A 26,421-nucleotide genomic window follows, 5' to 3' on the forward strand; every position below is an offset into this window, starting at 1 on the left:
GCACCGGTGAGCGGCACCTGCTGCTCGACCCCGGCATGGACCTGACCCTGCGGCCGATGCGCTACCCGCACTTCTTCGACCGGTTCAAGGACGCCATCAAGAACACCTGGACCGTCGAGGAGGTCGACCTGCACTCCGACCTCGCCGACCTGGCGAAGCTCTCCCCCGCCGAGCGGCATCTGGTGTCCCGGCTGGTCGCGTTCTTCGCCACCGGTGACACGATCGTCGCCAACAATCTGGTGCTCAACCTCTACCAGCACGTCAACAGCCCGGAGGGCCGGCTCTACCTGTCCCGCCAACTGTTCGAGGAGGCCGTGCACGTCCAGTTCTACCTGAACCTGCTCGACACCTACGTGCCCGACGAGAAGGAGCGGTTCGCGGCGTTCGCCGCCATCGAGAACATTCCGTCGATCCGGCGCAAGGCCGAGTTCTGCTTCCGCTGGATCGACTCCATCTTCGAGCTGCGCGAGCTGCGTACCCGCGAGGACCGGCGGGCGTTCCTGCTCAACCTGATCTGCTTCGCCGCCTGCATCGAGGGCCTGTTCTTCTACGGCGCCTTCGCCTACGTCTACTTCCTACGTTCCCGAGGTCTGCTGAACGGCCTCGCCTCCGGCACCAACTGGGTGTTCCGCGACGAGTCCATGCACATGGCGTTCGCGTTCGACGTGGTGGAGACCGTACGACGAGAGGAGCCGGAGCTGTTCGACGACGAGCTGGTCCGCCAGGTGCGGGAGATGCTGGCCGAGGCGGTCGAGTGCGAGACGCAGTTCGCCGAGGACCTGCTCGAACAGGGCGTCTCCGGGCTCTCCCTCGGCGACATGCGGGAGTACCTGCAGCACGTGGCCGATCGCCGCCTCGCCCAGCTCGGCATCGCACCGCTCTACGGATCGGCGAACCCGTTCGCGTTCATGGAACTGCAGGACGTGCAGGAGTTGTCGAACTTCTTCGAGCGCCGGGTGTCGGCGTACCAGGTCGCCGTCACCGGCAGCGTCACCTTCGACGACGACTTCTGACGACCGGCCGACCCCGGGGCCGTTGGCGCCCCGGGGTCGGCGCGCACCCTCCTGGCGGCCGGGCCCGGGCGCGGGCGTTGCCTCAAGTAATCCTCAAATCCGCAGCACGCCGGGCATCGATGTGAAGAATGCGAATACGATCACCGCACCTCGGCTCGCCCGCAGCCCGTCCGATCCGTCTCACGACCGCAGTCCCCGTCCTACCACGGCTCAGTGTGGGCGAGTTCAGCACGAATGACCTGAGTGGATCGGAGCGGTCGGCGCACGGGCGGGCCATGACATCAACCACTGGCCGCACACGGAAGGAGGGGAGCATGCGACGCAGGCAACTGCGCTTCGCGCTTCTCGCGTTGACCGCCATGACGGGAAGCGTCCTCATGGCGACCGCGCCGGCTGGCGCGGATCCCGCGCACCCCACAGCCAACGCGGGTTCGAAGCGATCCCACCTCGAGGACCAGGAGGCGGTGCGCCTCGTACGCCTCCAGCTGACCGGTGCCGACATGCTGGACAAGGTGGTCGCCGCCGGTTTCGACCTCGAGCACGGCGTCAAGCGAGTACCGACCGGCATCGAGGCCGAGGCGGTGCTGACCGCCGAGCAGACCGCCGAGCTCCAGTCGATGGGCGTCGAGATCCTCGGCAGCGACGAGGGCTTCGCCTGGAGCGAGGAGGCCGACGGCGGCATCCGCGCCGCCGGCAAGCAGGCCGTCCAGCCGCTCAACCACGAGCAGACGGTACGGGTCGTCCGCGCCGACTGGTTCACCACCAAGGGGCAGGGCTTCCTCTACGTCGAGGCGCGGACCACCGAGGGGCAGCAGGCCGACCCGGTCGTCCAGATGCAGCTCGAGAACGACTCCGGAGTGGGCACGTCGTTCGGCTTCGCCCGGACGATGAGCCGGTTCGTCGACTCCGGGCAGTACATGTTCCACCGGAACCTGTTCAAGCTCGACGAGCGCCCGAGCCAGATCCGGGTCACGAGCTCGACCGGCGGCGTCACCACCGGCAAGGTCTCCGACTGGCTCGAGAACGCCCCGCCGCCGCTGACGGACAACCCGGGCTACAAGTCGAACTTCATCGACGGCTACAAGACGCCGCAGCAGCTCTACGGCCGCGCCAAGGAGATCGCTCAGCAGTACCCGGACATCGCCGAGATCGTCTACCTGCCGAACAAGACGAACGGCTACCAGCGCAAGGCGCAGGCCACGATCGGCGGCACCGGCCAGTCCGCGGTGGTCGTCAGCTCGGCGGCGTGGGGCCACGAGGGTGGCAACGACATCACCGTCGAATTCGTCGACCGGCCGGGGGCGAACCTTCCGCTCGCCGTCGAGGTGACGGGCAAGGCGATCCGCGTCCTGCTCGCGAAGGACGCCTCCGGCGCGCTCGCGAGCACGGCCGCCGAGGTGGCGGCGGCGCTGGAGACCCGGTCCGCGGGCCTCATCGACCGGGCGCACCCGTACCGCACCAACGCGGGCACCGGCATCGTCGCGCCGTCGGCGCCGGTCGCGCTGACCGACTTCCTCGACCAGAAGCGCGCCGGCGCACCGGAGGGCGAGGTGCCCCGTGGCCCGGCCACGATCCCCGTCCTGCGGATCGGCAAGCACCGCGACGGCACGAAGCCCGGCGTCCTGATCCAGGCGCAGGACCACGCCCGCGAGTGGGTGCCCGCGACGACCTCGCTCGAGGCCGCCGAGCGGCTCGTGCACAACTACAAGTCCGACCGGGAAACCAAGAAGATCGTCGAGGACACCGAGGTCTTCTTCATCCTGTCCAACAACCCGGACGGCGCGAACTACAGCTTCTACAACTTCGCCTCGCAGCGTAAGAACCTGACGAACCACTGCCCGGACGAGAACGCCGATCCGGGTCGGCGTGACTCCTGGGGCGTCGACCTGAACCGGAACTACCGGGTCGCCTCGGGCCACGACGGCTACTCCGGTGGCTCGTCCGTGTGCACCAGCGGCACCTACCAGGGCCCGGAGAAGCTCTCCGAGCCCGAGTCGAAGAACATCATCTGGCTGGTCGAGAAGTACCGGAACATCAAGTTCATGATGTCGGTGCACTCGAACGGCGGCCAGCTGTTCTGGCAGCCGGGCGCGTACATCGCCGACGGCCGGATCACCACGCCTCGCCCGCCGCTGGGCGACGAGGCCTTCTACTGGCAGTCGGCCAGCCGGATCCTGTCGCAGGTCAAGGCGTACCGGGAAACCGTCGTGACGCCGGAGAACGTCGGCGGCTCCTCGGACGTCCTCTACTCCTCGGCCGGCAACGTACGCGAGGACCTGTACTACACCTACGGCATCTACGCCTTTGGTTGGGAGGTCGGCGGTTCGGTCTACAACCCGGCCACCGGCAACTGGCAGGGCGGCTCGTTCCAACCGCCGTGGGAGGGCGACCCGAACCTGGTCAGCGGGCACTCGGAGACGATGGAGTACGCCAACGGGATCATGGAGATGTTCCGGGTCGCGGCGGACTGGGGCAAGGACAAGAAGGACCCGAAGTCCACGCTCGTTCCGGGCGGCGGGAAGTACCGCGGGCCCGTCGACGTACGGTTCGAGACGAACGAGCCGGCCACCATCTACTACACGACGGACGGCAGCCGGCCCACGCTCCAGTCGCAGCGGTACGAGGCGACCGATTTCCGTGAGCCGGGTCAGGTCTTCCACGTGACCGAGACGACCACGTTCAACTGGTTCTCGGTCGACGCGGCCGGCAACATCGAGCGGAACTACGACCCGACGAAGCACGACAAGCGCAACAACTACCGCACGGCGACGATCAAGATCGACAAGAAGTAGCCGCACCTCCTGGTCATGGCCTCGTCGGCGCGGGTTACCTCCGCACCGACGAGGCCATGGTCGTGAGCGCTCCGGCCGACGATCTCGCGGCCGCGCGGCCCGGAGCACGACAAACCGTCATGCCGGGTGGACCAACCCGTCGCGGTGGACGCCGAAGGTGAGCAGGTCCGCCAGGCCGAAGCCGGATCCGGCGGCGGGCAGTTCCGGCTCCCAGTCCGGTTCCAGACTCAGGTAGCTCGCCGGATCGGCGCGTAGCAGTCCGATCAGGACCTCCGCCACGATCCGGCCGCCGACCGGCCCGAGCCGGTCACCGTCGCCGCGATGCTCGGCCTCCGTGAGGATGTAGAACCACAGCGGAGTGCCGTGCGGCCAGTTCTGCCCCAGTTCGTCGGTGGTCAGCGGCACCGCGCCGAGGAGCCGCGCGATCGCCTCGCCGCTGGGCAGGCGGGTGGTCTGACCGCGCAGCAGGTCGCGTGAGAGCGACGCGGCGCACTCGAAGGACCGCGACCGGCGAGTTTCGCGCTGATCAGCCCGGTGCCACCGATGGCCACGATCCTCATGACGAACCTCCCGCACATCGGGGCGTCCGTCGCTGCCCCGATGCCAGCTGAGACCGGGCAGCCCTCTGGCCTGTGACACCTCGATCGAGATTTCTCGGATCGCCGCTGCGACCGGGCGATCGGAGTTCGGCCGTCACAACCGCCGAGGCTGTCCTGTCATACGAGGCGAGAGAACATCCTTCGGAACCAGGAAGGTCAACGAACATGAAGATCGCTGTCATCGGCGGTACCGGGCTCATCGGGTCGCAGGTGGTCAAGATCCTGAACGCGAACGGGCACGAGGCGGTGCCGCACTCCCCGTCCACCGGACTGGACCTGATCAGCGGGAAGGGCCTGCCCGAGGCGCTGACGGGGGCCGACGTCGTGGTCAACCTGACGAACTCGCCGACCTTCGACGAGGCCTCGCCGGCGTTCTTCCAGACGACGATGGACAACCTGCTCGCGGCGGCCAAGGACGCCGGCGTCGGACACGCGGTGATCCTCTCGATCGTGGGTGCGGAGCAGGTGCCGGACCTGGTCTACTACCGGGCCAAGGTGCTGCAGGAGGACCTCCTCAAGGCCGGCCCCGTGCCCTACTCGATCGTCCGCGCCACGCAGTTCTTCGAGTTCATGGACGCCACGATGTCCTGGACGTCAGACGAGCACACCGTGCGCCTGCCCGCCACGCTCATTCAGCCGATGGCCTCGGCCGATGTCGCCCAGGCCGTGGCCGACGTCGCCGTCGGCGCCCCGCTGCGGGGCACCCGCAATGTCGCCGGCCCCGAGGTCTTCCCCCTCGACGAGCTCGGCCGGATCACCCTCGCCGCCCGCGGCGACAAGCGCACCGTCGTCACCGACAACAGCGCCGGCCTGTTCGCCGCCGCCTCCGGCGACGCGCTCATCGCCAAGGAAGACGCCGTGATCTTCAAGACCACCTACCGGGAGTTCCTCGCCCGCTGACCCCACCGGGGCCCGTACGACCCGCGTCGTGCGGGCCCAGCGTGGGCTCCGTCGGCGAGCGGTCCGTTCGTCGGCGGCGATGCCACCCGCGCGGCCCGTTGTCCCTCCGCTCCGTCACGGCGGGTCAGGCCGGGGCGGGCACCGCCTTGACCTTCTCCAGGTTCACCATCCACAGCACCTGGTCGATGCCCTCGGTCGAGGCGCTGACCGTGATCAGCCCGTACACCTCGCCGTCCTGCCGCAGCACGGCGGACGTCTGCCCGTTGGTCGTCACCAACCGCACCTCGACGTTCTCCCAGAACCAGGCGAGCGCGGCCAGGTACTTGGCCACCCGTTCGACGCCCACCACCGGCCGGCGCGCGACCCGCACCCTGCCGTTGCCGTCGGCGATGTTGGTCACGTTCTTGGCCAGGAGCTGCTCCAGCGCCGCCATGTCGCCGGAGCGGGCTGCCGTGATGAAGGTGGTCAGCAGTTCCCGCTGCGCGGCCGGGCTCGCCGGCGTACGCCGCTCCTCGGTCATGTGTTTGCGCGCCCGGCTGACCAGCTGGCGCACCGCCGGTTCGGTCGTCTGCAGGATGGCGGCGATCTGCCCATACGGGTAGTCGAAGGCCTCCCGCAGGACATAGGCGGCACGTTCGCTGGGCGTGAGCCTCTCCATCAGGAGCAGGGCGGCGAACTCCAGCGCCTCACCACGCTCGGCTCCCAGGTACGGGTCCGCGCTCGTGTCGACGGGTTCGGGCAGCCAGGGTCCGATGTACGTCTCGCGCCGCACCCGTGCCGACTGAAGCGCGTTGATGGCCAGCCGGGTCGTCGTGGTGGCCAGGAACGCGGCCGGATTGACCACCGCGCTACGGTCGCACGTCTGCCACCGCAGCCACACCTCCTGCAGCAGGTCCTCGGCCTCGGTGGCGCTGCTGAGCATCCGATACGCGATCCCGAACAGGCGCGGCCGCACGCTGGTGAAGATCGCGGCAGCCTCCTCCAGATCATCCGCGCCAACCGGCTCAGGACTCACATCGGAATCCGCCATCGCTCGCCCCCGTCTGGATCGTGTCGCGGCGCCCGCCCCGACCATCGTGATCCGAACATGCCTCGGTCGCCAACGTCGGGCGCGCGGCAGTGACGTTGGCGACCACGCGCCCTGTCACATTCCCCGCGGTCGCGCTGTCTCACTGGGTGAAGACAGCGACGACCCACGAGAGTAGCGAATCATGATCAAGCCGAGGCCGACCGCCGTTCTGGTGCACGGCGCCTTCGCCGAATCCGCGAGCTGGTCCGGGGTGGTGGAGCAACTGCAGGCGAGCGCCGTGCCGGTGGTCGCGGTCGCCAACCCGCTGCGTAGCGTGCCCGGCGACGCCGCCTACCTGCGCGACGTGATGGCCGGCATCGACGGACCGGTGGTGCTCGTCGGCCACTCCTACGTCGGCATGGTGGTCACCGAGGCCGCCGCCGGGCACGACAAGGTGGCCGGCCTCGTCTACGTCTGCGCGTTCGCGCCGGATCAGGGCGAGTCGGCGTTCGAACTGTCGACCAGGTTCCCCGGGAGCACCCTCGGCCCGGCGCTGACCGCCTACCCGGTCACGACCGGCGGTAACGAGTTCGCCATCCGGCCGGACGCGTTCCATCACCAGTTCGCCGCGGACGTCTCGCCCGCGCAGGCCGCCGTGCTGGGCGCGACCCAGCGGCCGGTCACGGAGGTCGCCCTCACCGCGGGGCTGCCGACCGGCTCCCCGGCGTGGAAGTCGATCCCGTCGTGGTTCGTCTTCAGCGACGAGGACTCCTGCATACCGGTCGCCCTGCACCGCTTCATGGCGGAGCGGGCGGGCGCGAGAGATGTGCGCGAGGTGCCTGGCGCCTCCCACGCGCTGACTGTCTCCCACCCGGACGCGGTGACGGCGTCGATCCTCATGGCCGTGGACGCGGTCGCGGCGTGACCCGATCCGGCGGGGGTGAGGTCCCCGGCAGCGTCGCCGAAGAGCCTCACCCCCGCCCTCGCGCGTCGACCCCACTCGTGGACGTGAGCGGGGGAGCACCGACTGTACCTACTGGTATGTACACTGCTCCCATGGATTCGCGACAGCTCCTGGTCGAGACGATGAGCGAGCTCATGTGGGAGCGCGGCTACGCCGACACCAGCCCGCGTGACGTACGCGAACGTTCCGGTGTCGGCCAGGGCAGCATGTACCACCACTTCCCGACCAAGCGGGACCTGGCGCTCGCCGCCCTCGAGCGCAACGTCGCCGACCTGCTGCCGGCCGCGTCCGAACTCGACGGTCCGGACGACCCGATGGCCCGGATCGAGGCCTATCTGATGCGTCCGCGCGACCCCCTGAAGGGCTGCAAGGTCGGCCGGATGACCCAGGACCCGCAGGTCCGGGAGGACCCGGTGCTGCTCGCCCCGGTGGCGCGCGCGTTCGCTCAGATCCACGTCAGCTGGGTCAAGGCGCTACGCGAGGCCGTCGCCGCAGGCCAACTGCGGGACGACCTCGATCCCGATCGCCTCGCCCACACCCTGATGGCCGTCCTGCAGGGCGGCTACGTGCTCGCGATCGCGCAGCAGGACCCCGGCCCGTTCGACGACGCCCGCGCCGGCGCCCTCGACCTGCTCCGGGCGGCGGCACCATCCACGCCCGGTCACCACAACGAAAAGAGGAACTGAACGCCATGACGGTTCGCATCGGCATCAACGGGTTCGGACGGATCGGGCGCACCTACCTGCGCGCGGCTCTGGCGAACAACGCCGACGTCGAGGTGGTCGCGGTCAACGACCTCACCGACGCGCGCACGCTGGCCACGCTGCTCGAGTGGGACTCCATCTCCGGCCACCTGGACGGCGTCGCCTTCGACGGCGACGCGATCTCCGTCCAGGGCACCCGCATGAGGGTCTTCGCGCAGTCCGACCCGGCCGACATTCCCTGGGGTGACGTCGGTGCCGACGTCGTCATCGAGTCCACCGGTCACTTCACCGACGGGGTCGCGGCGGCGGCCCACCTCAAGGGCGGCGCGCGGAAGGTCGTCATCTCGGCGCCGGCCAAGGGAGACGTCCCCACCTTCGTGCTCGGGGTGAACGACGACCGGCTCGACCCGGAGAGCCATGACGTCTTCTCCAACGGCTCGTGCACCACGAACTCGCTGGCCCCGTTGGCTAAGGTGCTCAACGACGCGTTCGGCATCGAGTCGGGACTGATGACGACGGTCCACGCCTACACCGGCGACCAGCGGTTGCACGACGCGCCGCACTCCGACCTGCGCCGGGCCCGCGCGGCAGCGGTGTCGACCATCCCGACGTCGTCGGGCGCGGCGAAGGCGATCGGCAAGGTCATCCCGGAGCTCGACGGGCGGCTCACCGGCGCGGCGCTACGCGTTCCGGTCGCGACGGGTTCGATCACCGACCTGACCGTGGTCCTGCGCCGCGGCGCGAACGTCGAGGAGGTGAACGCGGCGTTCCGCGAGGCCGCCGCCTCCGAGCGGCTACGGCGCTACCTGCAGTACTCCGAGGCGCCGCTGGTCTCGGCGGACGTCGTGGGCAACCCGTTCTCGTCGATCTTCGACGCGCCGCTGACCGAGGCCGTCGGCAACCAGGTCAAGGTGTTCGGCTGGTACGACAACGAGTGGGGCTTCTCCAACCGCCTCGTCGAGTTCTCGGAGCGGATCGGGGCGGCCACGGTGGCCTGACGCCGAGGAGGACGACTGCGGCGTGCTCGGCCGCCGGCTGAGCACGCCGTGCGGCGCGGCGCGGGTGTCCGTCCACACGGGACCCGTCGACAGACCACCGCTGATCAACATGTCGGGGTGGCCTGTTACGGTCGCGCCGCTCATGCCGCAGTCGACCCGGAGGTTGCCGTGATCCGCTCGCACGTGTCGTCGTTCGCCGATCTGCCGGTGCCGCGCCGTACATCGGAGGCCGCGCTGCCGGTGGGCATGGCCCGGTCGTTCGTGGTCGAGGGCCTCGCCGCAGAGCGCGACGCCGGGCAGTACGACCACTCCGTGGACGGGGAGTGATCGGCGATGGCGTTCGGTTCCCACGCGAGCTCCTTCGCCGGCCGGCCGGTGGTCGACGTTCCCGAGGAGGGCCCGCTTCCGGCCGTGGACGGTCCGGTCTCGTGGCGGATCGCCCGCTGGGACTTCGAGGACGACGACGAGGGCGTGCTCTCCGAAGAGTTCCAGGTCGCGTTCGAGCAGTTCGTCACGCAGGCCGGCCCGACGGTGGAGTCCCTGGTCATCGGGGCCTGGGGGTACGCCGCGTTCAACCCTGCCCCGATCGAGCAGCTCTGCGAGGCGGCGCCACGCCTGCCCGCGCTGCGTGCCCTGTTCCTCGGCGACATGACCAGCGAGGAGTGTGAGGTCTCCTGGATGAAGGTCGGTGACGTCAGCAAGCTGTTGGCGGCGTACCCGGCCCTGGAGGTGCTGCGGGTACGCGGCGGCGAGGACTTCCACTTCTCCCCCGTCCGGCACCCGCGACTGCGCGAGTTGGCGGTGGAGAGCGGCGGACTGTCGCGGGAGTTCGTCGGTGCGGTGCTCGACTCCGAGTTGCCCGCGCTGACCGACCTGGAGCTGTGGCTCGGCAGCAACTACTACGGCGGCGACTCGACGGTCGCGGACCTAGCCCCGCTGCTGGCCGGGGAGCGGTTCCCGCAGCTGCGCCGGTTGGGGCTGCGCAACGCGGACATCGCCGACGAGGTCGCGCGGGCGCTGGCGTCCGCACCGGTGGTCCGCCGGATCGAGCGGCTGGACCTGTCGCTGGGCACCCTCGGTGACGACGGCGCAGCCGCGCTGCTTGCCGGTCAGCCACTGACCCGTCTGGCGGAGCTCGACCTGCATCACCACTTCATGTCCGAGGAGGTGGCGGCGTCGGTGGTCGCCGCGCTGCCGGACGTCCGGGTCGACGTGTCCGAGCCGCAGAAGCCGGACGCGTACGGCGGTGAGAGTCACCGCTACACGGCGGTGTCGGAGTGACATGCGGCTGACCGTCGTCGGCAACCCCGACAACCGCCGGGTGCAGATGTTCACCCGCGCGGCGCTCGCCGCCGGTCTGCCCCGGCCGACGGTGCTGCCCTGGATCGACGTGCTGGCCGGGGCCGCGCCGCCGACCGTCGGTGAACTGGTGCGGGTGGACTCACCCGGCGAGGACCCGCAGGTCGATCGGATGCTGCGCCGGGCAGCCACCACCGCCCGGCACGGCGAGCTGGTGGGCCTCGCCGACGCGTACGCCGGTCTGGTCGGTGCTCTGTCGCGGGTGGCCGCCGGTGGCGCGGACCTGCTCAACCGGCCGGAGGACGTCGCGGTGCTCTGCGACAAGCGGCGCTGCCACACACTGCTGTCGGGCGCCGGGGTGTCGGTGCCGGCCGCCCTGCCGCCCGTCGGTGACTACGCCCAGCTGCGCGCGGCGATGGCGGCCACCGGCTGGGCCAGGGTCTTCGTCAAGCCCGCGCACGGTTCGTCCGCCGCCGGGGTGCTGGCGCTCGCGGTCGGTCCCCGGCGGGTGCAGGCGGTCACCACGATCGAGCACACCCCGGACGCGATGTTCAACTCGCTGCGGGTACGCCGGTACACCGACGAGCCGGAGATCGCCGCGATCGTCGACCGGCTCGCGCCGGACGGCCTGCACGTCGAACGGTGGCTGCCGAAGGCCGGCCTCGGCAACCGGGTGGTCGACGTCCGGGTGCTGGTCGTCGCGGGGCGGCCGACGCACGCGGTGGTCCGCGCCGCCCACGGGCCGCTGACCAATCTGCACCTGGGCAACGCGCGTGGTGACCTCGACGAGCTGCGGGCCACGGTCGGGCCGCGGGGCTGGTCGGCGGCGATGGAGACGTGCGAGCGGGTCGCCGCCTGCTTCCCCGGCTCGCTGCACGTCGGGATCGACCTGATGTTCCTGGCCGGCTGGCGTCGGCACGCCGTGGCCGAGGTCAACGCCTTCGGTGACCTGCTGCCCGGTGTGCTGTCCGGCGGGCGCGACAGCTACGCCGAGCAGGTGCACGCGCTGACCAGTGGCCGGTGGTGGCGGTGGCGGGCGTCCCTCGCGGCGGAACCGGCTCGGGAGGTGGTCGCGTGCGGAGCCTGATCGGCAGTCACGACCTGCTCCTGGTCACCCTCGACACGCTGCGCTACGACGTGGCCGCCGAGCTGGCCGCGACGGGGCGTACCCCGAATCTCGCCCGGGCGTTGCCGGATGGCCGGTGGGAACGACGCCACTCCCCCGCCAGCTTCACCTACGCCGCGCACCACGCCTTCTTCGCCGGTTTCCTGCCCACGCCGGTGGAGCCGGGCCGGCACGAGCGGCTCTACGCGGCGGCCTTCCCGGGCAGTGAGACCTCCGGCCCGGAGACCTGGGTGTTCGACGCGCCGGACCTGCCGACCGCGCTCAACGGAGTCGGCTACCACACGCTCTGCCTGGGCGGGGTCGGGTTCTTCAACCGGAACAGCCCCCTCGGCGCGGTGCTTCCGGGCCTGTTCACCGAGGCGCACTGGGAGGCGGAGTTCGGGGTCACCTCCCCGACCTGCCTGGACACACAGCTCGACCGGCTCGCCGAGGTGCTGCCCCGCGTGCCGGCGGCGCAGCCGCTGTTCACCTTCCTCAACGTCGCCGCGTTGCACCAGCCCAACCGGCACCACCTACCCGGTGCCGAGGTCGACAGCCTGGCCAGTCACACCGCCGCGCTGGAGTACGTGGACGGTCGGATCGGCCGACTGTTCAACCTGGTCGCCGGCCGCGGCCGGCCGGTGTTCACGATCATCTGCTCCGATCACGGGACGGCCTACGGCGAGGACGGGCACACCGGCCACCGGATCGGCCACGACGTGGTGTGGACCGTTCCGTACGCCCACTTCACCCTGCAACCGGGAGAATGGTGACCAGCAACGACCCGAGCCTCGACGGCTCGCCGTACCAGCAATACCTCTACGCGTACCCGCACAAGACCTCGTACCGACCGCTGCGGCCCCGTCCCCGGCTGACCGAGGTGTGGCGAGCCGAGGCACGGGACGCGCTCTTCCTCTACCTGCACGTGCCGTTCTGCGAGATGCGCTGCGGCTTCTGCAACCTGTTCACCCGGGCCAACGCTCCGGAGGAGCAGGTCACCGCGTACCTGCGGCAGCTGCGCCGGCAGGCCGAACGGGTCGCCGACGCGCTCGGCGACGACGCCGGGTACGTCCGCGCCGCGTTCGGCGGGGGTACCCCGACGTATCTCACCGCCGACGAGCTGACCGAGCTGTTCGACATCGCCGCCGGCACGGTCGGTGCCCGGCTGCCGGGCGTACCGCTGTCGGTGGAGACCTCACCGGCCACCGCGACGCCGGACCGGCTCGCGGTGCTCGCCGCGCACGGCACGACCCGGGTGAGCATCGGCGTGCAGAGCTTCCTGGACGTCGAGGCCCGCGCCGCCGGCCGGCCGCAGCGCCGTACCGAGGTGGAGGCCGCGCTGGGCGCGATCCGCGACGCCCGGATCCCGGTGCTCAACATCGACCTGATCTACGGCATCGACGGGCAGACCGCCGACACCTGGCAGCAGAGCCTCGATGCGGCGCTGGCCTGGCGGCCCGAGGAGCTGTACCTGTACCCGCTCTACGTCCGGCCGCTCACCGGCCTCGGCCGGCGCACCCAGGCCCGCGCCGACTGGGACGCCCAGCGGCTCGCCCTCTACCGGCAGGCGGTGGACGCTCTCGGCGCGGCCGGATACCGGCAGGAGTCCATGCGGCAGTTCCGCCGCGCGGACGCACCGGTGCCGGACGGCCCGGACTACTGCTGCCAGGACGACGGGATGGTCGGCCTCGGGTGCGGCGCCCGCTCCTACACCACCACCCTGCACTACTCCTTCGACTACGCGGTCAGCGTCTCCCAGGTGCGGGCGGTACTCGACGACTACCTCGCCCGCCCCGCCGACGACTTCGGGTACGCCGAGTTCGGGTTCCACCTCGACGGCGCCGAGCAGCGCCGCCGCTGGCTGCTCAAATCGCTGCTGCGCGCCGAGGGTGTCGACGCCGCCGCCTACCGGACCCGCTTCTCTCGTCGGCCGGCGGACGACTTCCCCCAGCTCGCCCGCCTCGTCGAGCGGGGCTGGGCCACCGAGGACGGGCTACGACTCACTCCCGCGGGACTGGCCCGGTCCGACGCCATCGGCCCGTGGCTCACCTCCGCCGAGGTCCACCACGCGATGACCGGGTACGTGCCGCGGTGAACCTGGCGATCCTCTACCGCGGGCCGCTGGCGAGCTGCAACTACGACTGTCCGTACTGTCCGTTCGCCAAGCGGCACGACCCGCCCGAACTGCTGCGCGCGGACCGGGAGGCGCTGACCCGGTTCACCGGCTGGGTGACCGAGACCACCGACGTACGGCTGTCGGTGCTGTTCACGCCGTGGGGCGAGGGGTTGACCCGCAGTTGGTACCGGGACGCGATGGTGTCGCTGTCCCACCTGCAGCACGTGGAACGGGTGGTCATCCAGACCAACCTGGCCGCCCGCGTCGACTGGCTGGCCGACGCCGATCCCCGCTCCGCCGCCCTCTGGACGACCTACCATCCGGGGCAGGTCACGCGGGAGCGGTTCCTGCGGCGCTGCGCCCGCCTGTCCGAGCTGGGCATCCGGTACTCCGTCGGCGTGGTCGGTCTACCGGAACACCTCGACGAGGCGCGGGCGCTGCGCGCCGCGCTGCCCGAGCACGTCTACCTGTGGGTGAACGCCGCCGAAGGGCGCCGCTACGACGCCACCGAGGAGGCGACCTGGACCGAGTTGGATCCGCACTTCGGCTACAGCGTCCGGCCGCACCTGTCCCTCGGTCGGCCCTGCCACGCGGGGGAGACGGCCGTGTCCGTGCTCGGCGACGGCACCGTCCGCCGCTGCCACTTCATCCAGACCCCGATCGGCAACCTGTACGACGGCTCGTGGCGGGCCGCCCTGAAGCCTCGGCCGTGCGGCAACGCGATCTGCGACTGCCACATCGGATACGTCCACCTCAAGCCGCTCGGGTTGCGGGACGTCTTCGCCGGCGGGGTGCTGGAGCGCATCCCCGCCGGCTGGCCGCAGCGCCACTGAGACCCACAAGCCGGGTTCAGCCCCGGGCGCCGGGCCACACGAGCATTCGACCGACCCTGGATCTGGCCCGTCACGGCAGACGACTGTCCGCCACGGCGACCTGCGAACGTCGGCTCAACCATCCGGGACGGTTCGGGTACGACGGAGCGCCGGCCCCGACCGGGCCGGCGCTCCCGCTTCGACGTGCCGGTCAGAGCGTGGTCTCGCCGTTGAGGCCGAAGAAGTCGTGCCACTTGGCTCCGCCACCGAACGAGGCGCCGGTGGAGAGACCGACGTAGACGTCGTTGGTGGCACCCTTGGCGAACACGACGATGTCGTCCCGGCCGTCGCCGTCGAAGTCGCCGAGATAGGGGAACTCACCGGCCAGGCAGAAGAAGTCGTTCCACTTCACTGTGGTGCCCACGAAGCTCGCGCCGTCGGAGACCGCCGCGTACACGTCCGCGTCGGCATCGCAGGTGAACGTCACGATGTCGTCCTTGCCGTCACCGTTGACGTCACCCACCCTCGGCTGCTCGGCGCCGACGGCGAACAGGTCGTGCCACTTCTGCGCTCCGCCGAAGGCGGTGCCGGTGGAAAGGGCCACGATCACGTCGGAGGCCGTGGCCGGCCCCTGGGTGAACGTGATGATGTCGTCCCGGCCGTCGCCGTTGACGTCCCCCAGCGCCGGGTACTCGCCGGCGATGGAGAAGAACTCGTGCCACTTCACCGCCGTGCCGCTGAACGACGAGCCAGTGGACAGCGCCACGTAGACGTCGCCCGCGGCGTCATGGGTGAAGGTGATGATGTCGTCCCGGCCGTCGCCGTTGACGTCCCCGACCGCCGGCACCTCGGCGCCGGGCGCGAACCAGTCGTGCCATTTCGCCCCGGCGGAGAATCCCGTGCCCGTGGAGAGCGCGACGTACACGTCGCCGAGCGAGCCGTGCGTGAAGGCGACCAGGTCGTCCCGGCCGTCGCCGTTGAAGTCTCCGGTCAGCGGAGTCTCGCCGGTCAGCGCGAAGAAGTCGTTCCACTTCACCGACGTCCCCGCGAAGCCGGTGCCCGTCGAGGTCGACACGTAGACGTCGGCCAGCGAGCCGTGCGTGAACGCCACCACGTCGTCCCGGCCGTCACCGCTGAAGTCGGTCGACGAGCCGGCCAGGTACTTCGACCCGGTACCACCCTGGTTGACCAGGGAGAGGTAGTAGTTCCAGTTCCAGTTCGGCCCGGGGTCGGTGTGGTCGTTGCCGGGGATCTCGTTGTGTCCCTTGATGCCGCTACGGCTCTTCGGGATGCCGTACTTGTCGCAGAGGTAACGGGTCAGCGCCGCCGATGACCGGTACATCGCGTCGGTGAACCACGCCGGGTTGTCCACGTACCCCTCGTGTTCGATGCCCACCCCGTACGCGTTGCCGGAGCGGGCGTGGTACGCGGTGTCGCCCTCACGCACCATCTGGGTGATCTCACCGTTGCTCGACTTGACGACGTAGTGCGCGCTCACTCCCGCCGACGGGTTCTGGAACCAGCTGATGGTGCCCGCGTACGAGCCCTGGGTGACATGGATGATCACGGTGGTGATCGCGCTGGACCGGCCGGCGCCGTAGTTGGCGCCGCTGGCCGCGATCCAGCGAGCCGGTCCGTACTCGGGCACGGCGGCGGCCACCAGGTTCGAGGCCGTCGTGCCGGCCGACGGTACCTGCGCGTAGCGTCCCCGCTCGGGCTCGACCCGGTGCGGGCGGACCGGGGCGGCGCCCGGGATGCCCTGTTGCAGCAGGTCGTAGACGTGGTCGGCGTAGAGCCGGGCGGTCGGGTCGTCGACCGCTCCCCCGTACCTCGCGACGACCGGATACCAGGCGGTGATCCGGTCACGGTCGGCCGCCGTCAGGCCCAGCCCGTCGGCCAGGTCACGCAGGACCGCGGCACCGCCCCGGACGTTCGCCGAGGTGGTCGACTTCAGCCTGGCGACCGGCTCACCGGTCAACGTGGCCGCCCGTTCGAGGCTGTGCAGGGTCGGGTTGCTCACCAGGTGCATGACGCCGTAGCCGTTGGCCTGGCTGGGTTCGCCGGCGTGCGCGTCGAGCCGGGACTCGCCGTACCCGACGGCGACCAGCAGGTCCCGGGGCACGTCGAACTCGTTCGCCGCGCGCTCGAAGGCGAAGTCGATCGCGGTACGGGCCGGCGTGGCCGCAGCTGACGGCACCGCTGGACCGACGGCCGCGGCGGTGAGCGCCACGGCGAGGAGGACGACGGTGCCACGACGCCGGCGGGGACGTGTTCCTGCCATGGGGGTCTCCAGTCCGGGTCTCACAGCGTCGCCTCCCCGTTGAGGCCGAAGAAGTCGTGCCACTTGGTTCCGCCACCGAACGAGGCGCCGGTGGAGAGACCGACGTAGACGTCGTTGGTGGCGCCCTTGGCGAACACGACGATGTCGTCCCGGCCGTCACCGTCGAAGTCGCCGAGATAGGGGAACTCGCCGGCCAGGCAGAAGAAGTCGTTCCACTTGACCGTGGTGCCCGCGAAGGACGTGCCGGTGGAGGTCGCCGCGTACACGTCGGCGTTGGCGTCGCAGGTGAACGTCACGATGTCGTCCTTGCCGTCACCGTTGATGTCACCCACCCGGGGCAGCTCCGCGCCGACGGCGAACAGGTCGTGCCACTTCTGCGCCCCACCAAAGGAGGTGCCGGTCGACCGGGCGACGATCACGTCGGCGGCGGAACCCTGGGTGAAGGTGATCAGGTCGGCCTTGCCGTCACCGTCGACGTCGCCCACCGCCGGGTACTCGCCGAACGGGCTGAAGAACTCATGCCATTTCTGGCCCGGACCGAACGAGGTACCCGTGGAGAGCGCCACGTAGACGTCGCCCGCCGCATTGTGGGTGAAGGCGACGATGTCGTCGCGGCCGTCGCCGTTGACGTCGCCGACCGCGCCGATCTCCGCGCCCGGGGCGAACCAGTCGTGCCACTTCTGGCCGCCGCCGAAGGACGAACCGTTCGACAAAGCCACGTAGACGTCGCCGGTGTTGCTGTGCGCGAAGGTCACGATGTCGTCGCGGCCGTCGCCGTTCACGTCGCCGCTCGACGCCGTCTCGCCGCCGATGGAGAAGAAGTCGTTCCACTTCACCGAGGTGCCGGCGAAGCTGGTTCCCGTGGAGTTGGCGACGTAGACGTCGGCCAGGGCGTTCTGGGTGAAGGTGAGCACGTCGTCGCGGCCGTCGCCGGTGACGTCGGTCGACGATCCGCCGGCGATGGCGTGCGTGCGGGCCGCCTCGGCGAGCAGGGTCCGGGCCTTGGCGGCGGCCTGGTCGTAGCGGTCCGGGAAGCCGGAGCGCTGCACGCACTGGGCGACCTGACCAGCGGTGTAGCCCGGGTTGTCGCTGTCGCAGACGATGGCCCGGGTGACGTACTGGGTGGTGGCGTAGACCGGGTCCATGATCTGCTCGGGTGTGCCCCACCCGTAGTCCCAGCGCTGCTGGAAGACCCCGAGCGAGGTCTTGTCGCCACAGGGCAGGTTGTTCATGTGGGATTCGACCCAGCCGGCCTCGAAGGCCGAGAGCAGCACCTTGTCGTTGGCGTTGTGGGCGCGGGCCACCCGGTAGACGATCAGGGTGATGGCGGGATCGTGGGTGGCGGGGATGGACGTGCAGGCCAGGGTACCGACCGGGTCCGCCTGCGCCGGCACGCCGGCGGTCACGGCGGCCAGCGCCGCGCAGAGCGCGAGCGGTATCGCCAACAGCTTTCGTCTCACGATGGCTCCTCGGCAGGGAGGGTGCGTGGGGTCGGGGTGGGGCCGGCGGCGCCGAGCCGACCAGGGGGGGGTACGCAGCCTGATCGGCGTCCCCCCGCAGCAGCCGTACGGCGATGGGCAATCGATTTCCGCGAGTCAACTGCGGGTAGCGACGGTTGTCAATGCTTGCCGGCCCGCTTTTGCGGCGATGAATGAAATCTTCATCGCCGCACGGCGACCCGGGGCGGCGACTCGAACCGGCCGCAGCCCGACCGCGCCGGTTCGCCGCCCAGGTCAGAGCCGTTGCCCAGCCGTCCCGCGCGGACGCCGGACGGCATCCCCACACCACTCCGGCCCGGCCACCACGGATTGACAAGCGTCAAGGTGTCCGGCTTCACTTCTGGCCAGCAGCAGCCGTCGAGGTCCCGAGGAGTCACGACATGTCCCGCCGTTACGGTGACCCCGTGCGTCGCAGCCTGGTCGCACTGCTCCTTTTGGCCGCGACCGTGCTGACCGGCACCCTGGCGAGGCCGGCGCCCGCACTCGCCGCGCCCCTGTTCAAGGCACCCTTTCCGTGCGGGCAGCGATGGACCTACAGCCACCACAGCGCCGAGGTGCGGCAGGCGCTGGACTTCGTGCGCGCGGACGGAGGGACCACCGGCGGCACCCCCCAGGTCGCCTCGGCCGCCGGGGTGGCCCGTCGGTACTCCCAGCCCAGCGGCGCCGGCAACTACATCGTCATCGACCACGGCGGCGGCTGGACCACCTACTACTTCCACCTCAGCTCGTACTCGGTGGCCGACGGGGCGTACGTGCAGCAGGGTCAGCAGATCGGCATCACGGGCAACACCGGCAACTCGTCGGGACCACACCTGCACTACGAGCAACTGCTCAACGGGGTCGGGCAGCCGATCGTGATCAACGGCGTGTCGCTGGCCCCCTATCCGGGCCAGTACCAGCAGCGGTTCCTGGTCAGCGACAACTGCGGCGGGGCGACGACCGGGGGTCGCTACCCGGCGGGTTCCCCGACGGACTTCACCGGCGACGGCCGCGACGACGTGGTGGCCTTCTCCCAGGGCACGACGAACGACGTGTACGTGTCCTCCTCCACCGGCTCCTCCTTCACCGGAACGTCGGTGAAGTGGAACGACTTCTTCGGACTCAACGGGGAGACGCTGCTCTCCGGCGACTTCGACGGCGACGGGAGGGACGACATCGTCGCCTTCACCCATGGTTCGCTCGCCGACGTGTACGTCGCCCTGTCGACCGGCACCGCGTTCGCCGGCGCCACGAAATGGCACGACTGGTTCGCGCCGAATGCCGAGGTCGCGGCGGTGGGCGACGTCAACGGCGACGGCAAGGACGACATCGTCACCTTCACCCACGACGGCGCGGGCGACGTCTATGTCGCGTTGTCCACGGGCTCGTCGTTCAGTGGCACGGCGGTGAAATGGCACGAGTACTTCTCGATCGCCGGGGAGTATCCCGCTGTCGGTGACGTGGACGGTGACGGCCGGGACGACATCATCACGTTCACCCAGGGGCCGGCCACCGCATCCGACGTGATCGTGGCGCTCTCCACCGGATCCGCGTTCGGCCCGTCGCAGAAGTGGCACGACCTCTTCGCCGTCGGGACGGAACAGCCCCGGGTCGGTGACATCAACGGCGACGGCAAGGACGACATCGTCACCTTCACCTGCGACGCCGACGCCGACGTGTACGCGGCGACCTCCACCGGCACGTCCTTCGCGGGCACCACGGTCAAGTGGAACGACTTCTTCTGCCTGGCCGGCGAGTTCCCCTATCTCGGCGACTTCGACGGTGACGGCCGGGACGACATCGTCGTGTTCGCCAAGGGCGCCACCAACGACGTCTACGTCGGCCTCTCCACCGGTAGCGGCTTCGGTCCCGGCGTCAAGTGGCACGACTTCTTCGGCCTCACCGGCGAGACGACCCTCTAGCGCCTGACCACCCGGTCACCGGGCTCGGGTGATCCGCCGGTCAATCGGCTCGGCGATGTCGATGCTCGTCTGACGTGCCGACCGGGAAGAGTCCCGATCGGCACGTCGCGAACTGCCGGCGGTGCGGCTACCGGCCGAGGTGCCGGACAAAGAACCGTACGGCGCTGTCCAGTTCGAACGCGGGGACTTCCCCGTGCCTGCCGGGGTTGGCGTGCAGCGTCTTCTCGACCGAGGCGAAGGCGTCGAACAGGGCCAGGCTCTGGGCCCGCGGCACCCGCTCGTCGTCCCACTGGACCAGGAACTCCACCGGGACGGTGACCCGTGCGGCGACCGCGCCCGACGCCAGCGCCCCGCCCAGACCGAGCACCGCCGCGCGGACCCGGGGTTCGGCGGCGACGAACGGAACGCCGAGTCCGCAGCCCAACGAAACCCCCCAGTAGCCCACCGGACCGGTGCCGACGTGATCGAGTTCCTGGACCGCGTCCAGGACCGCCCGCCACTCCGGGACGGTCTGCCGAGCCACGAGCGCCTGGAAATCCGCGATCAGCGGGGCCAGTTCCTCGCCGGCATCCACACGGGCCTGGTTCTCGGTCGCGATCCGGTGGTACTCCGGGTCCGTCGGCCGGTCGCCGTGGCCGGGCACGTCGAGCGCCACCACCGCGAAGTCGCCGTCGGCGACGAAGCGGTGGGCACGGGCCACGACGCCGGGGGCCTTCTTGTGCTGGCCGCCGCCGTGTCCCACCACGATCAGGGGACGAGCGCCGGCGGCGCCTTCTGGCGTCCACAGCACGCCGGGAATCTCACCGAGGGTGAAGAGCTGTTCGGTGACGCCGTCGGACGACGTCGTAGCGATGAAGCGCATGGCGTTTCGAGCCTTTCGGGATGCCTTCTGCGGGCACTCCCTAGGCCACACGCGGGAGGGAGGCCCGACCTGTCACAGCGTTGATCGGTCTCACCTCCTCGGTTCGCAGCAGCGCACGGCGACGCCGAAGCTATCACGGCGAGCAGCTCTCGTGCCCCCGCCGGATCGATCGACCAGGACCCGACGCGCCGGGTCCCGGTCGATCAGCCTGCCTCCGGTGGCGCTCGGATGCGGAGTCAGCGGCGGGGGGTCAGCGTGACGGACCCACCCGGCTCCAGGGTGATCCGGCGTCGCCAGTCGCCCGCACGTACCTCGGTCGCGGTGCCGCCGACGCTGCGGATGGTCGCGCTGGTCACCTCGCCGTCGCGCCAGGCGAGATCGACCTCGAAACCGCCGCGGGCGCCGATGCCGGTCACCTCACCGCGACGTGCCCAGGCTTCGGGGAGCGCGGGCAGCAGTTCGATGACGCCGGGCCGGGAGTAGAGCAGCATCTCCAGCGCCGCGGTGGCGCCACCCAGGTTGGCGTCGATCTGGAAGATCGTGTAGCTGCCCTGGCTGTACATGTCGAACAGGTTGGCCGAGGTGCCGTTGCCGTTGTTCATCGACGGCCGCAGCACGGTCAGGTAGAGCTGATAGGCGTTCTCCGCGTGCTTGAGCCGGGACCAGCACAGCGACCGCCACGCGCAGGCCCAGCCGTAGCTGTCCATGCCACGTGCGGTGAGCAGCCCCCGTACGCCGTCGATCAGGGGCTTCGGGCTGGTGTCGGTGTTGATCCGGTCGCCCGGGTAGAAACCGATCAGCGGGGAGAGGTGCCGGTGCGTGGTCTCACCGAGGTTATCCGGGCTCATCCATTCCTCGAGCCAGCCGGTCTTCGGGCTGACCCGGGGCAGGTAGAGCCGGGCCTGGAGGTCGGTGACCTCGGCGGCGAAGTCCTCGTCCCGGCCGAGCACCTCGGCGGCGATACGGATCTGCTGGAACAGGTCCCAGGCAAGTTCCTGGGCGTAGGTGATGCCCTTCGCGTCCGGGCCGTGCTCCGGCGACCAGGCGGTGTCGTCGATCAGCACCTCCCAGGTCGTGCCGTCCGGTTCGGTGACGGTGGTCGGGATGAGCCGGGACTGCCAGAACTCGGCCGCACCCTTGAGCACCGGATAGATCTTCGCGAGGTAGGAACGGTCCAGGCTGTACTCGTAGTGACGCCACAACGAGTTGCACAACCAGGCGTTGCCGGAGGGGTGCCAGGCCCAGCCGCTGCCGCCGTAGATGTTCGTGGAGAAGGCGACCGCCCATCCGGCCACCTGACCGCTGGTGTTGCGGAAGCGGTTGCGCGGGTCGTTGAACAGCCGGCGGGTCACGTCGGTCCAGACGGGCAACTGGGATACGCAGTAGTCGGCCAGGGCCTGCGTACACTCGCCGAGCCCGGCCGGGTCGGCCAGCCAGTAGTTCATCTGGATGTTGATGTCGGTGTGGTAGTCCCCGTACCAGTCGGGGTTGTTGTTGTGCACCCAGATGCCCTGCAGGTTCATCGGCAGCCGGTCACGTGACCCGGTGATGGTGAGATATCGACCGAACTGGACGTACATGGCCTCCAGTTCCGGGTCGGGAGTGGTCGGGTCGGTGTAGCGCACCGCGACCCGCGACCAGGTGTCCAGCGCCCGCTGCACCGGCGTCGAATCCCCCAGCCGCAGCCGCATCCGGTCGTAGAGCCGCCGATAGTCGGTCACGTGCGTGGCGAGCAGCCTGGTTGCGCCGACACCGGCGGCCGCCGCGACCTTCGAACGGGCGAGAGCGAGGGGATCGACCGCCGGATCGCGGAAGTTCCGTGCCGCGTCCGGCGAGTAGTCGGTGCCACCGCAGATCACCACCAGGACCTCCCGGCAGTCCTCGAAGGTGACCTTGGAACCGTCGACGCCGATCTTGCCGCCGGCGCCGATCACGGTGACCGCCGCGGCGTACCTCAGGCCGTTGGCCAACGTGCCGGCGAAGCTGGCCCGGCTCCCGGAGGCCGAGGTGACCTCGTCGTGGGTGCCGACCAGGGATACGGCGCCGGTGTGGCTGCCGCCGCCGGATCGGGTGAGCCGCAGGACGATCACGTCGTCCGGGTGGCTGGCGTACAACTCGCGCCGGTACGTCGTCTTGCCGACCCGGTAACGCGCCGACACGATCCCGTTGCTGAGATCGAGCGTCCGGCGATACTCCGTGTACACCTCCGGGGTGTGACCGGTGAGCGCGATGCGCACCTTTGCGAGCAGGCCGAAAGTGCCGAAACCGGTCGAGTCGTACGGGAGCTGGCCGTCGCTCTGCAGCGTGTCGTTACGCCCGCCGGTCCAGAACGAGCCGTCGGTGAGGTAGACGACGTCCTCGGCGGGACCGCCACCGGTGAGCGCACCGAGACGCCCGTTCCCGATCGGCAGACCCTCCCGGATGATCTGCTCCTCCCGAGCCGGGGTGCGGTACCAGAGTGTCGTGGCCTCCTCCCCCGGGACCAGCGCGGCCTCGGCAGGACGGGCCGGTGCGGCGTGCGCGGCGAACGGTCGGGCGCCGGCGAGCGCCAGGCCGGCACCGGCCGCACTGGTGAGGCGGAGGAAGTTACGACGTGACGACTCGAGCACGATGGTTTCCTTCCGGCAGATTCATCGGACCTTTTACCGCGTGGGACCGACCATTTCGGATGGACAGACACTCCACATCGCCAGCGCTCCGATGTTTTCATAAAATATGGACGGACGTCGCTGGGATGTCAACAGTCGCCGCCGCGGCCGCCAGCCGCACTCACCGCGTCCGTCCTATATAGACAGCCGGGGCCCCGGGACCACCAGCCGACACCCCCGGTCACGTCTCCGGGGTGCGCCCTCGTCAGGGCAGGGCCGGGGCGGGGCTACCCGTCGAGGTGGGTTTCGAGCCACGCAGCCGGACCGCGTCCTGGCTCGGTGGGACGCCGAACTGACGGCGATACTCGCGGCTGAACTGCGACGGGCTGTCATAGCCGACCCGATGACCGACGCCGGTGACGTCGTTGGGGTGCATGGCGAGGAGCAGCCTCGCCTCCTGGAGCCGGATCTGCTTCTGGAACCGGATCGGGCTCATCGCGGTGACCGCCTGGAAGTTGCGGTAGAAGGCGGAGACGCTCATGCCGGAGATGCACGCCACGTCCGCCACGCGGAACGGCCGGGTGTAGTGGTCGCGGATCCACTCGACCGCCCGCGAGATGTGCGCCAGGCTGCTGTCGGCGAGGCCGAGCTGCCGGACCGCGCTGCCCTGCTCACCGCTGACGAGCCGCCACAGGATCTCCTGCTTGACCAGTGGGGCGAGCACCGCGACATCGCGGGGGCGCTCCAGCAGGCGCAGGAGCCGGACCACCGCGTCGAGCAGGTCGTCGGACGCGTCGCTGACCGCGACGCCCAGCGGCGGAGGGCCGGCCACCGGTGGAAGGTCACCGGGGGCGCTCCGCAACAGCAGCTCGGCGACGGCGGCCGGCTCCAGGGTCATGCCGAACCCCAGTGCCGGCAGCTGCGAGCTGGCCTCGGTGAAGTGTCCGGTGACCGGCAGGTCGACCGACGCGACGAGGAACTGGCCGGCGCGGTAGTCGTACACCCGGTCGCCCAGCGCGAGGCGCTTCGCTCCCTGCGCGATGAGCGCGAACACCGTGCCGGTCATCGACGGCGACGGCGGAGCCGCCCGTTCGACCTTCGAGATCAGGACTCCCTCGATGGCGGTGGTGCCATCGGGGCGGGCGTGGCGGGCGAGCAACGCACGCAGCTCGTCGAGGTGCACGGGCTGATCTAAACACGGGCGACTGCTCTCCACCATTAGAGGATCGTGCAAGAGACCGAGAGCATCGTTCTACTGTCCGCGCTGGTCCGGTGGTGGTATTGGGTCAACCCCGATTCCTCGGAGCGTCTAGTAGCTCCACGAATGAACAGGTAGGCGAACCATGCGGGTCGCGATAGTCACCGGCGCCAGCTCCGGCATCGGACAGAGCGCAGCCATCCAGATCTCCAAGCGTGGCGTGGGGGTGATCCTGACCTACGGCAAGAATCAGGCCGGAGCGCTGGACACGGTCGCGCACATCGAGAAGGAGGGCGGTAGCGCGGTCGCGCTGCCACTGGACCTCGGCCGGAGCGAGACCTTTCCGGCCTTCCGGGAAGCGGTCGGCGCGGCGCTGCGCGACACCTGGCAGCGCGACACGTTCGACATTCTGGTCAACAACGCCGGCATCGGCGAGATGGCCATGTTCGAGGACACCACCGAGGAACTCTTCGACCGGCTCATGCGGATCCTGCTCAAGGGGCCGTACTTCCTCACCCAGACCCTGCTGCCGCTGCTGGCCGACGGCGGCGCCATCGTCAACGTCACCAGCAACGCCGCGCTGCACTCCGGCATGACGGCCGGTTACTCGGCGTACGGCTCGATGAAGGGCGGCCTGACCGTGTTGACCCAGTACATGGCGAAGGAGTTCAGCCCGCGCGGTATCCGGGTCAACTCGATCGCCCCCGGCGCCACCCTGACCCGGTTCGCCGACGACGCCTTCGAGAAGTACCCCGAGGTGATCCCCGAGCTCGCGGCGAAGACCGCGCTGGGTCGCGTCGGCGAGCCGGACGACATCGGCATGATGATCGCGACGCTGGTCTCCGAGGAGGGGCGCTGGGTCACGGCCCAGAACATCGAGGTCTCCGGCGGTCTCAACCTCTAGCGCGCTCCATCCTCTCGCGAGCACCTGATGGTCGAGCCCGGCACGTGCAGCGACGGGGTGTCTCGCACGGTGGTGCGGCCAAGATGACCGAGCCGTTCTCCCGGCGGACGCTGCTCAGCCCAGGCAGGGCGCGGGAAGTCGCGCAAACATGCCGAGCCGCGAGGGTCGGTGTGGCGATCTTCGTCAACCTGCTGACGGACCAGCAACGGGCTGTACTCGGCGAAATGTTCGGGTGCGTCGTGATCAGTGCCGAGGATCTCTTCGGTCCCGATCGCGGCAGCCAGAGCATCGCCGTGAGCGGAAGAAGCCGGGCGAGTTAGCCTGATGATCATGGCGGACTGGGTGACTCGACCTGCCTCGGCGGTGGACGTCGAGGCGGCGGCCGAATTGCGGGCCGTGGTGCTGCGGGAGGATCTCGAGCGGCTCGGGCGATACGACGAGCAGCGGGTGCGGCAGCGACTGCGCGACGGGTTCACGCCGGCGCACACCTGGGTGATCGAGGTGGGCGGCGAGTTCGCCGGCTGCGTGGCGCTGCGCCCGGCCGAGGACGCCCACTGGCTCGAGCATTTCTACCTGGCCCCGCACCTGCAGGGCAGCGGCATCGGTACGACGGTGCTCCGCGGGTTGCTGGAGCGGTGCGACCGCGAGGGTGCCACGGTCCGGCTGAACGTGCTGCAGGGCAGTCCGGCGAGGCGGCTGTACGAGCGACACGGATTCACGCTCGAGGCCGAGGACCCGGTGGACGTCTTCATGGTGCGCGCGCCGGCCTCCGCGTTGCGCGACGCGTGACCGTCTGACGAAGACGTCCCCCTGGTCCTCGGCCCTGGGCGGGTCCGACGTGGCAGCCGACGGCGTACCTGTGGAGCCACGGCCGGTC

The 26,421-nt window shown here is 70.2% G+C and carries 23 protein-coding genes; 16 read left to right on the top strand and 7 right to left on the bottom strand.

Annotated elements, in window-relative coordinates:
- Positions 1-35 precede the first annotated feature (35 nt).
- Both AB0F98_RS12395 and AB0F98_RS12400 read left to right on the top strand, forming a co-directional pair.
- Positions 36-1,013 (top strand): ribonucleotide-diphosphate reductase subunit beta, encoded by a 978-nt coding sequence (locus tag AB0F98_RS12395; RefSeq protein ID WP_357733564.1) that lies wholly within the window; start codon positions 36-38, stop codon positions 1,011-1,013.
- Positions 1,014-1,327: 314 nt separating this feature from the next.
- The gene (locus tag AB0F98_RS12400; protein WP_357733049.1) at positions 1,328-3,805 is read left to right on the top strand and encodes a M14 family metallopeptidase; all 2,478 of its coding nucleotides are present in this window, start codon (positions 1,328-1,330) and stop codon (positions 3,803-3,805) included.
- Positions 3,806-3,922: 117 nt separating this feature from the next.
- Here AB0F98_RS12400 and AB0F98_RS12405 read toward each other — a convergent pair whose 3' ends face one another.
- On the bottom strand, positions 3,923-4,444 hold the full coding sequence (locus tag AB0F98_RS12405; RefSeq protein WP_357733052.1) for a hypothetical protein: 522 nt from the start codon (positions 4,442-4,444) through the stop codon (positions 3,923-3,925).
- Between the two features lie 125 nt (positions 4,445-4,569).
- Between AB0F98_RS12405 and AB0F98_RS12410 the strand changes: the two genes are divergently transcribed.
- Entirely contained in the window at positions 4,570-5,304 is a 735-nt protein-coding gene (locus AB0F98_RS12410; protein ID WP_357733055.1) for an NAD(P)H-binding protein, read from the top strand.
- Positions 5,305-5,428: 124 nt separating this feature from the next.
- Here AB0F98_RS12410 and sigJ read toward each other — a convergent pair whose 3' ends face one another.
- Positions 5,429-6,319 carry an RNA polymerase sigma factor SigJ gene (sigJ, locus tag AB0F98_RS12415; protein WP_357733058.1) on the bottom strand — a complete coding sequence of 297 codons (891 nt, stop codon included), beginning with the start codon at positions 6,317-6,319 and terminating at the stop codon, positions 5,429-5,431.
- 196 nt (positions 6,320-6,515) lie between these two features.
- On the opposite strand from sigJ, the gene AB0F98_RS12420 reads away from it, so the two are divergent.
- The 9 genes from AB0F98_RS12420 (at position 6,516) to AB0F98_RS12460 (ending at position 14,332) form a co-directional block, all read left to right on the top strand.
- Positions 6,516-7,238 carry an alpha/beta hydrolase gene (locus tag AB0F98_RS12420; RefSeq protein WP_357733061.1) on the top strand — a complete coding sequence of 241 codons (723 nt, stop codon included), beginning with the start codon at positions 6,516-6,518 and terminating at the stop codon, positions 7,236-7,238.
- A 131-nt stretch (positions 7,239-7,369) separates the two neighbouring features.
- Positions 7,370-7,963 (top strand): TetR/AcrR family transcriptional regulator, encoded by a 594-nt coding sequence (locus tag AB0F98_RS12425; protein ID WP_357733064.1) that lies wholly within the window; start codon positions 7,370-7,372, stop codon positions 7,961-7,963.
- Between the two features lie 5 nt (positions 7,964-7,968).
- Complete coding sequence (gene gap, locus AB0F98_RS12430) at positions 7,969-8,979, top strand: type I glyceraldehyde-3-phosphate dehydrogenase (RefSeq protein ID WP_357733067.1); 1,011 nt, start codon at positions 7,969-7,971, stop codon at positions 8,977-8,979.
- Between the two features lie 117 nt (positions 8,980-9,096).
- Positions 9,097-9,306 (top strand): hypothetical protein, encoded by a 210-nt coding sequence (locus AB0F98_RS12435; RefSeq protein WP_357733070.1) that lies wholly within the window; start codon positions 9,097-9,099, stop codon positions 9,304-9,306.
- A gap of 6 nt (positions 9,307-9,312) precedes the next feature.
- Positions 9,313-10,260, top strand: a complete 948-nt coding sequence (locus AB0F98_RS12440) for an STM4015 family protein (RefSeq protein WP_357733073.1) — start codon at positions 9,313-9,315, stop codon at positions 10,258-10,260.
- A gap of 1 nt (position 10,261) precedes the next feature.
- Positions 10,262-11,365: an STM4014 family protein gene (locus tag AB0F98_RS12445; protein ID WP_357733076.1), complete on the top strand. Its 1,104-nt coding sequence runs from the start codon at positions 10,262-10,264 to the stop codon at positions 11,363-11,365.
- The gene (locus AB0F98_RS12450; RefSeq protein WP_357733079.1) at positions 11,353-12,156 is read left to right on the top strand and encodes an STM4013/SEN3800 family hydrolase; all 804 of its coding nucleotides are present in this window, start codon (positions 11,353-11,355) and stop codon (positions 12,154-12,156) included. The genes AB0F98_RS12445 and AB0F98_RS12450 overlap by 13 nt, the downstream gene beginning before the upstream one ends.
- Positions 12,153-13,478: an STM4012 family radical SAM protein gene (locus AB0F98_RS12455; protein WP_357733082.1), complete on the top strand. Its 1,326-nt coding sequence runs from the start codon at positions 12,153-12,155 to the stop codon at positions 13,476-13,478. The genes AB0F98_RS12450 and AB0F98_RS12455 overlap by 4 nt, the downstream gene beginning before the upstream one ends.
- Complete coding sequence (locus tag AB0F98_RS12460; RefSeq protein ID WP_357733084.1) at positions 13,475-14,332, top strand: STM4011 family radical SAM protein; 858 nt, start codon at positions 13,475-13,477, stop codon at positions 14,330-14,332. The genes AB0F98_RS12455 and AB0F98_RS12460 overlap by 4 nt, the downstream gene beginning before the upstream one ends.
- A 190-nt stretch (positions 14,333-14,522) precedes the next feature.
- Here AB0F98_RS12460 and AB0F98_RS12465 read toward each other — a convergent pair whose 3' ends face one another.
- Both AB0F98_RS12465 and AB0F98_RS12470 read right to left on the bottom strand, forming a co-directional pair.
- Positions 14,523-16,592, bottom strand: coding sequence for an N-acetylmuramoyl-L-alanine amidase (locus AB0F98_RS12465; RefSeq protein ID WP_357733087.1), 2,070 nt, complete (start codon positions 16,590-16,592; stop codon positions 14,523-14,525).
- A 20-nt stretch (positions 16,593-16,612) separates the two neighbouring features.
- Positions 16,613-18,052, bottom strand: a complete 1,440-nt coding sequence (locus tag AB0F98_RS12470; RefSeq protein WP_357733089.1) for a VCBS repeat-containing protein — start codon at positions 18,050-18,052, stop codon at positions 16,613-16,615.
- Positions 18,053-18,471: 419 nt separating this feature from the next.
- On the opposite strand from AB0F98_RS12470, the gene AB0F98_RS12475 reads away from it, so the two are divergent.
- Entirely contained in the window at positions 18,472-19,992 is a 1,521-nt protein-coding gene (locus AB0F98_RS12475; protein ID WP_357733092.1) for an FG-GAP-like repeat-containing protein, read from the top strand.
- A gap of 127 nt (positions 19,993-20,119) precedes the next feature.
- Here the strand turns inward: AB0F98_RS12475 and AB0F98_RS12480 are convergent, their stop codons facing one another.
- The 3 genes from AB0F98_RS12480 to AB0F98_RS12490 all read right to left on the bottom strand — a co-directional run bounded on the left by AB0F98_RS12480 (position 20,120) and on the right by AB0F98_RS12490 (position 24,625).
- Positions 20,120-20,854, bottom strand: coding sequence for an alpha/beta hydrolase (locus tag AB0F98_RS12480; protein WP_357733095.1), 735 nt, complete (start codon positions 20,852-20,854; stop codon positions 20,120-20,122).
- A gap of 236 nt (positions 20,855-21,090) precedes the next feature.
- Complete coding sequence (locus AB0F98_RS12485) at positions 21,091-23,463, bottom strand: glycoside hydrolase family 95 protein (protein ID WP_357733098.1); 2,373 nt, start codon at positions 23,461-23,463, stop codon at positions 21,091-21,093.
- Between the two features lie 244 nt (positions 23,464-23,707).
- Positions 23,708-24,625, bottom strand: coding sequence for an AraC family transcriptional regulator (locus tag AB0F98_RS12490; RefSeq protein WP_357733101.1), 918 nt, complete (start codon positions 24,623-24,625; stop codon positions 23,708-23,710).
- 160 nt (positions 24,626-24,785) lie between these two features.
- On the opposite strand from AB0F98_RS12490, the gene AB0F98_RS12495 reads away from it, so the two are divergent.
- The 3 genes from AB0F98_RS12495 (at position 24,786) to AB0F98_RS12505 (ending at position 26,333) form a co-directional block, all read left to right on the top strand.
- Positions 24,786-25,544, top strand: coding sequence for an SDR family oxidoreductase (locus AB0F98_RS12495; protein ID WP_357733104.1), 759 nt, complete (start codon positions 24,786-24,788; stop codon positions 25,542-25,544).
- Between the two features lie 83 nt (positions 25,545-25,627).
- Positions 25,628-25,864 carry a hypothetical protein gene (locus AB0F98_RS12500; RefSeq protein WP_357733107.1) on the top strand — a complete coding sequence of 79 codons (237 nt, stop codon included), beginning with the start codon at positions 25,628-25,630 and terminating at the stop codon, positions 25,862-25,864.
- 10 nt (positions 25,865-25,874) lie between these two features.
- On the top strand, positions 25,875-26,333 hold the full coding sequence (locus tag AB0F98_RS12505) for a GNAT family N-acetyltransferase (RefSeq protein ID WP_357733110.1): 459 nt from the start codon (positions 25,875-25,877) through the stop codon (positions 26,331-26,333).
- Positions 26,334-26,421 lie beyond the last annotated feature (88 nt).

Origin of the sequence: Micromonospora sp. NPDC023737 (assembly GCF_040639715.1) — a bacterium.
Classification (GTDB): domain Bacteria; phylum Actinomycetota; class Actinomycetes; order Mycobacteriales; family Micromonosporaceae; genus Micromonospora.

Coding starts and splice junctions, on each gene's coding strand:
- AB0F98_RS12395 (WP_357733564.1), top strand. CDS start 36: ATGGACCTGACCCTGCGGCCGATGCGCTACCCGCACTTCTTCGACCGG.
- AB0F98_RS12400 (WP_357733049.1), top strand. CDS start 1,328: ATGCGACGCAGGCAACTGCGCTTCGCGCTTCTCGCGTTGACCGCCATG.
- AB0F98_RS12410 (WP_357733055.1), top strand. CDS start 4,570: ATGAAGATCGCTGTCATCGGCGGTACCGGGCTCATCGGGTCGCAGGTG.
- AB0F98_RS12420 (WP_357733061.1), top strand. CDS start 6,516: ATGATCAAGCCGAGGCCGACCGCCGTTCTGGTGCACGGCGCCTTCGCC.
- AB0F98_RS12425 (WP_357733064.1), top strand. CDS start 7,370: ATGGATTCGCGACAGCTCCTGGTCGAGACGATGAGCGAGCTCATGTGG.
- gap (WP_357733067.1), top strand. CDS start 7,969: ATGACGGTTCGCATCGGCATCAACGGGTTCGGACGGATCGGGCGCACC.
- AB0F98_RS12440 (WP_357733073.1), top strand. CDS start 9,313: ATGGCGTTCGGTTCCCACGCGAGCTCCTTCGCCGGCCGGCCGGTGGTC.
- AB0F98_RS12445 (WP_357733076.1), top strand. CDS start 10,262: ATGCGGCTGACCGTCGTCGGCAACCCCGACAACCGCCGGGTGCAGATG.
- AB0F98_RS12465 (WP_357733087.1), bottom strand. CDS start 16,592: ATGGCAGGAACACGTCCCCGCCGGCGTCGTGGCACCGTCGTCCTCCTC.
- AB0F98_RS12475 (WP_357733092.1), top strand. CDS start 18,472: ATGTCCCGCCGTTACGGTGACCCCGTGCGTCGCAGCCTGGTCGCACTG.
- AB0F98_RS12480 (WP_357733095.1), bottom strand. CDS start 20,854: ATGCGCTTCATCGCTACGACGTCGTCCGACGGCGTCACCGAACAGCTC.
- AB0F98_RS12495 (WP_357733104.1), top strand. CDS start 24,786: ATGCGGGTCGCGATAGTCACCGGCGCCAGCTCCGGCATCGGACAGAGC.
- AB0F98_RS12500 (WP_357733107.1), top strand. CDS start 25,628: ATGACCGAGCCGTTCTCCCGGCGGACGCTGCTCAGCCCAGGCAGGGCG.
- AB0F98_RS12505 (WP_357733110.1), top strand. CDS start 25,875: ATGGCGGACTGGGTGACTCGACCTGCCTCGGCGGTGGACGTCGAGGCG.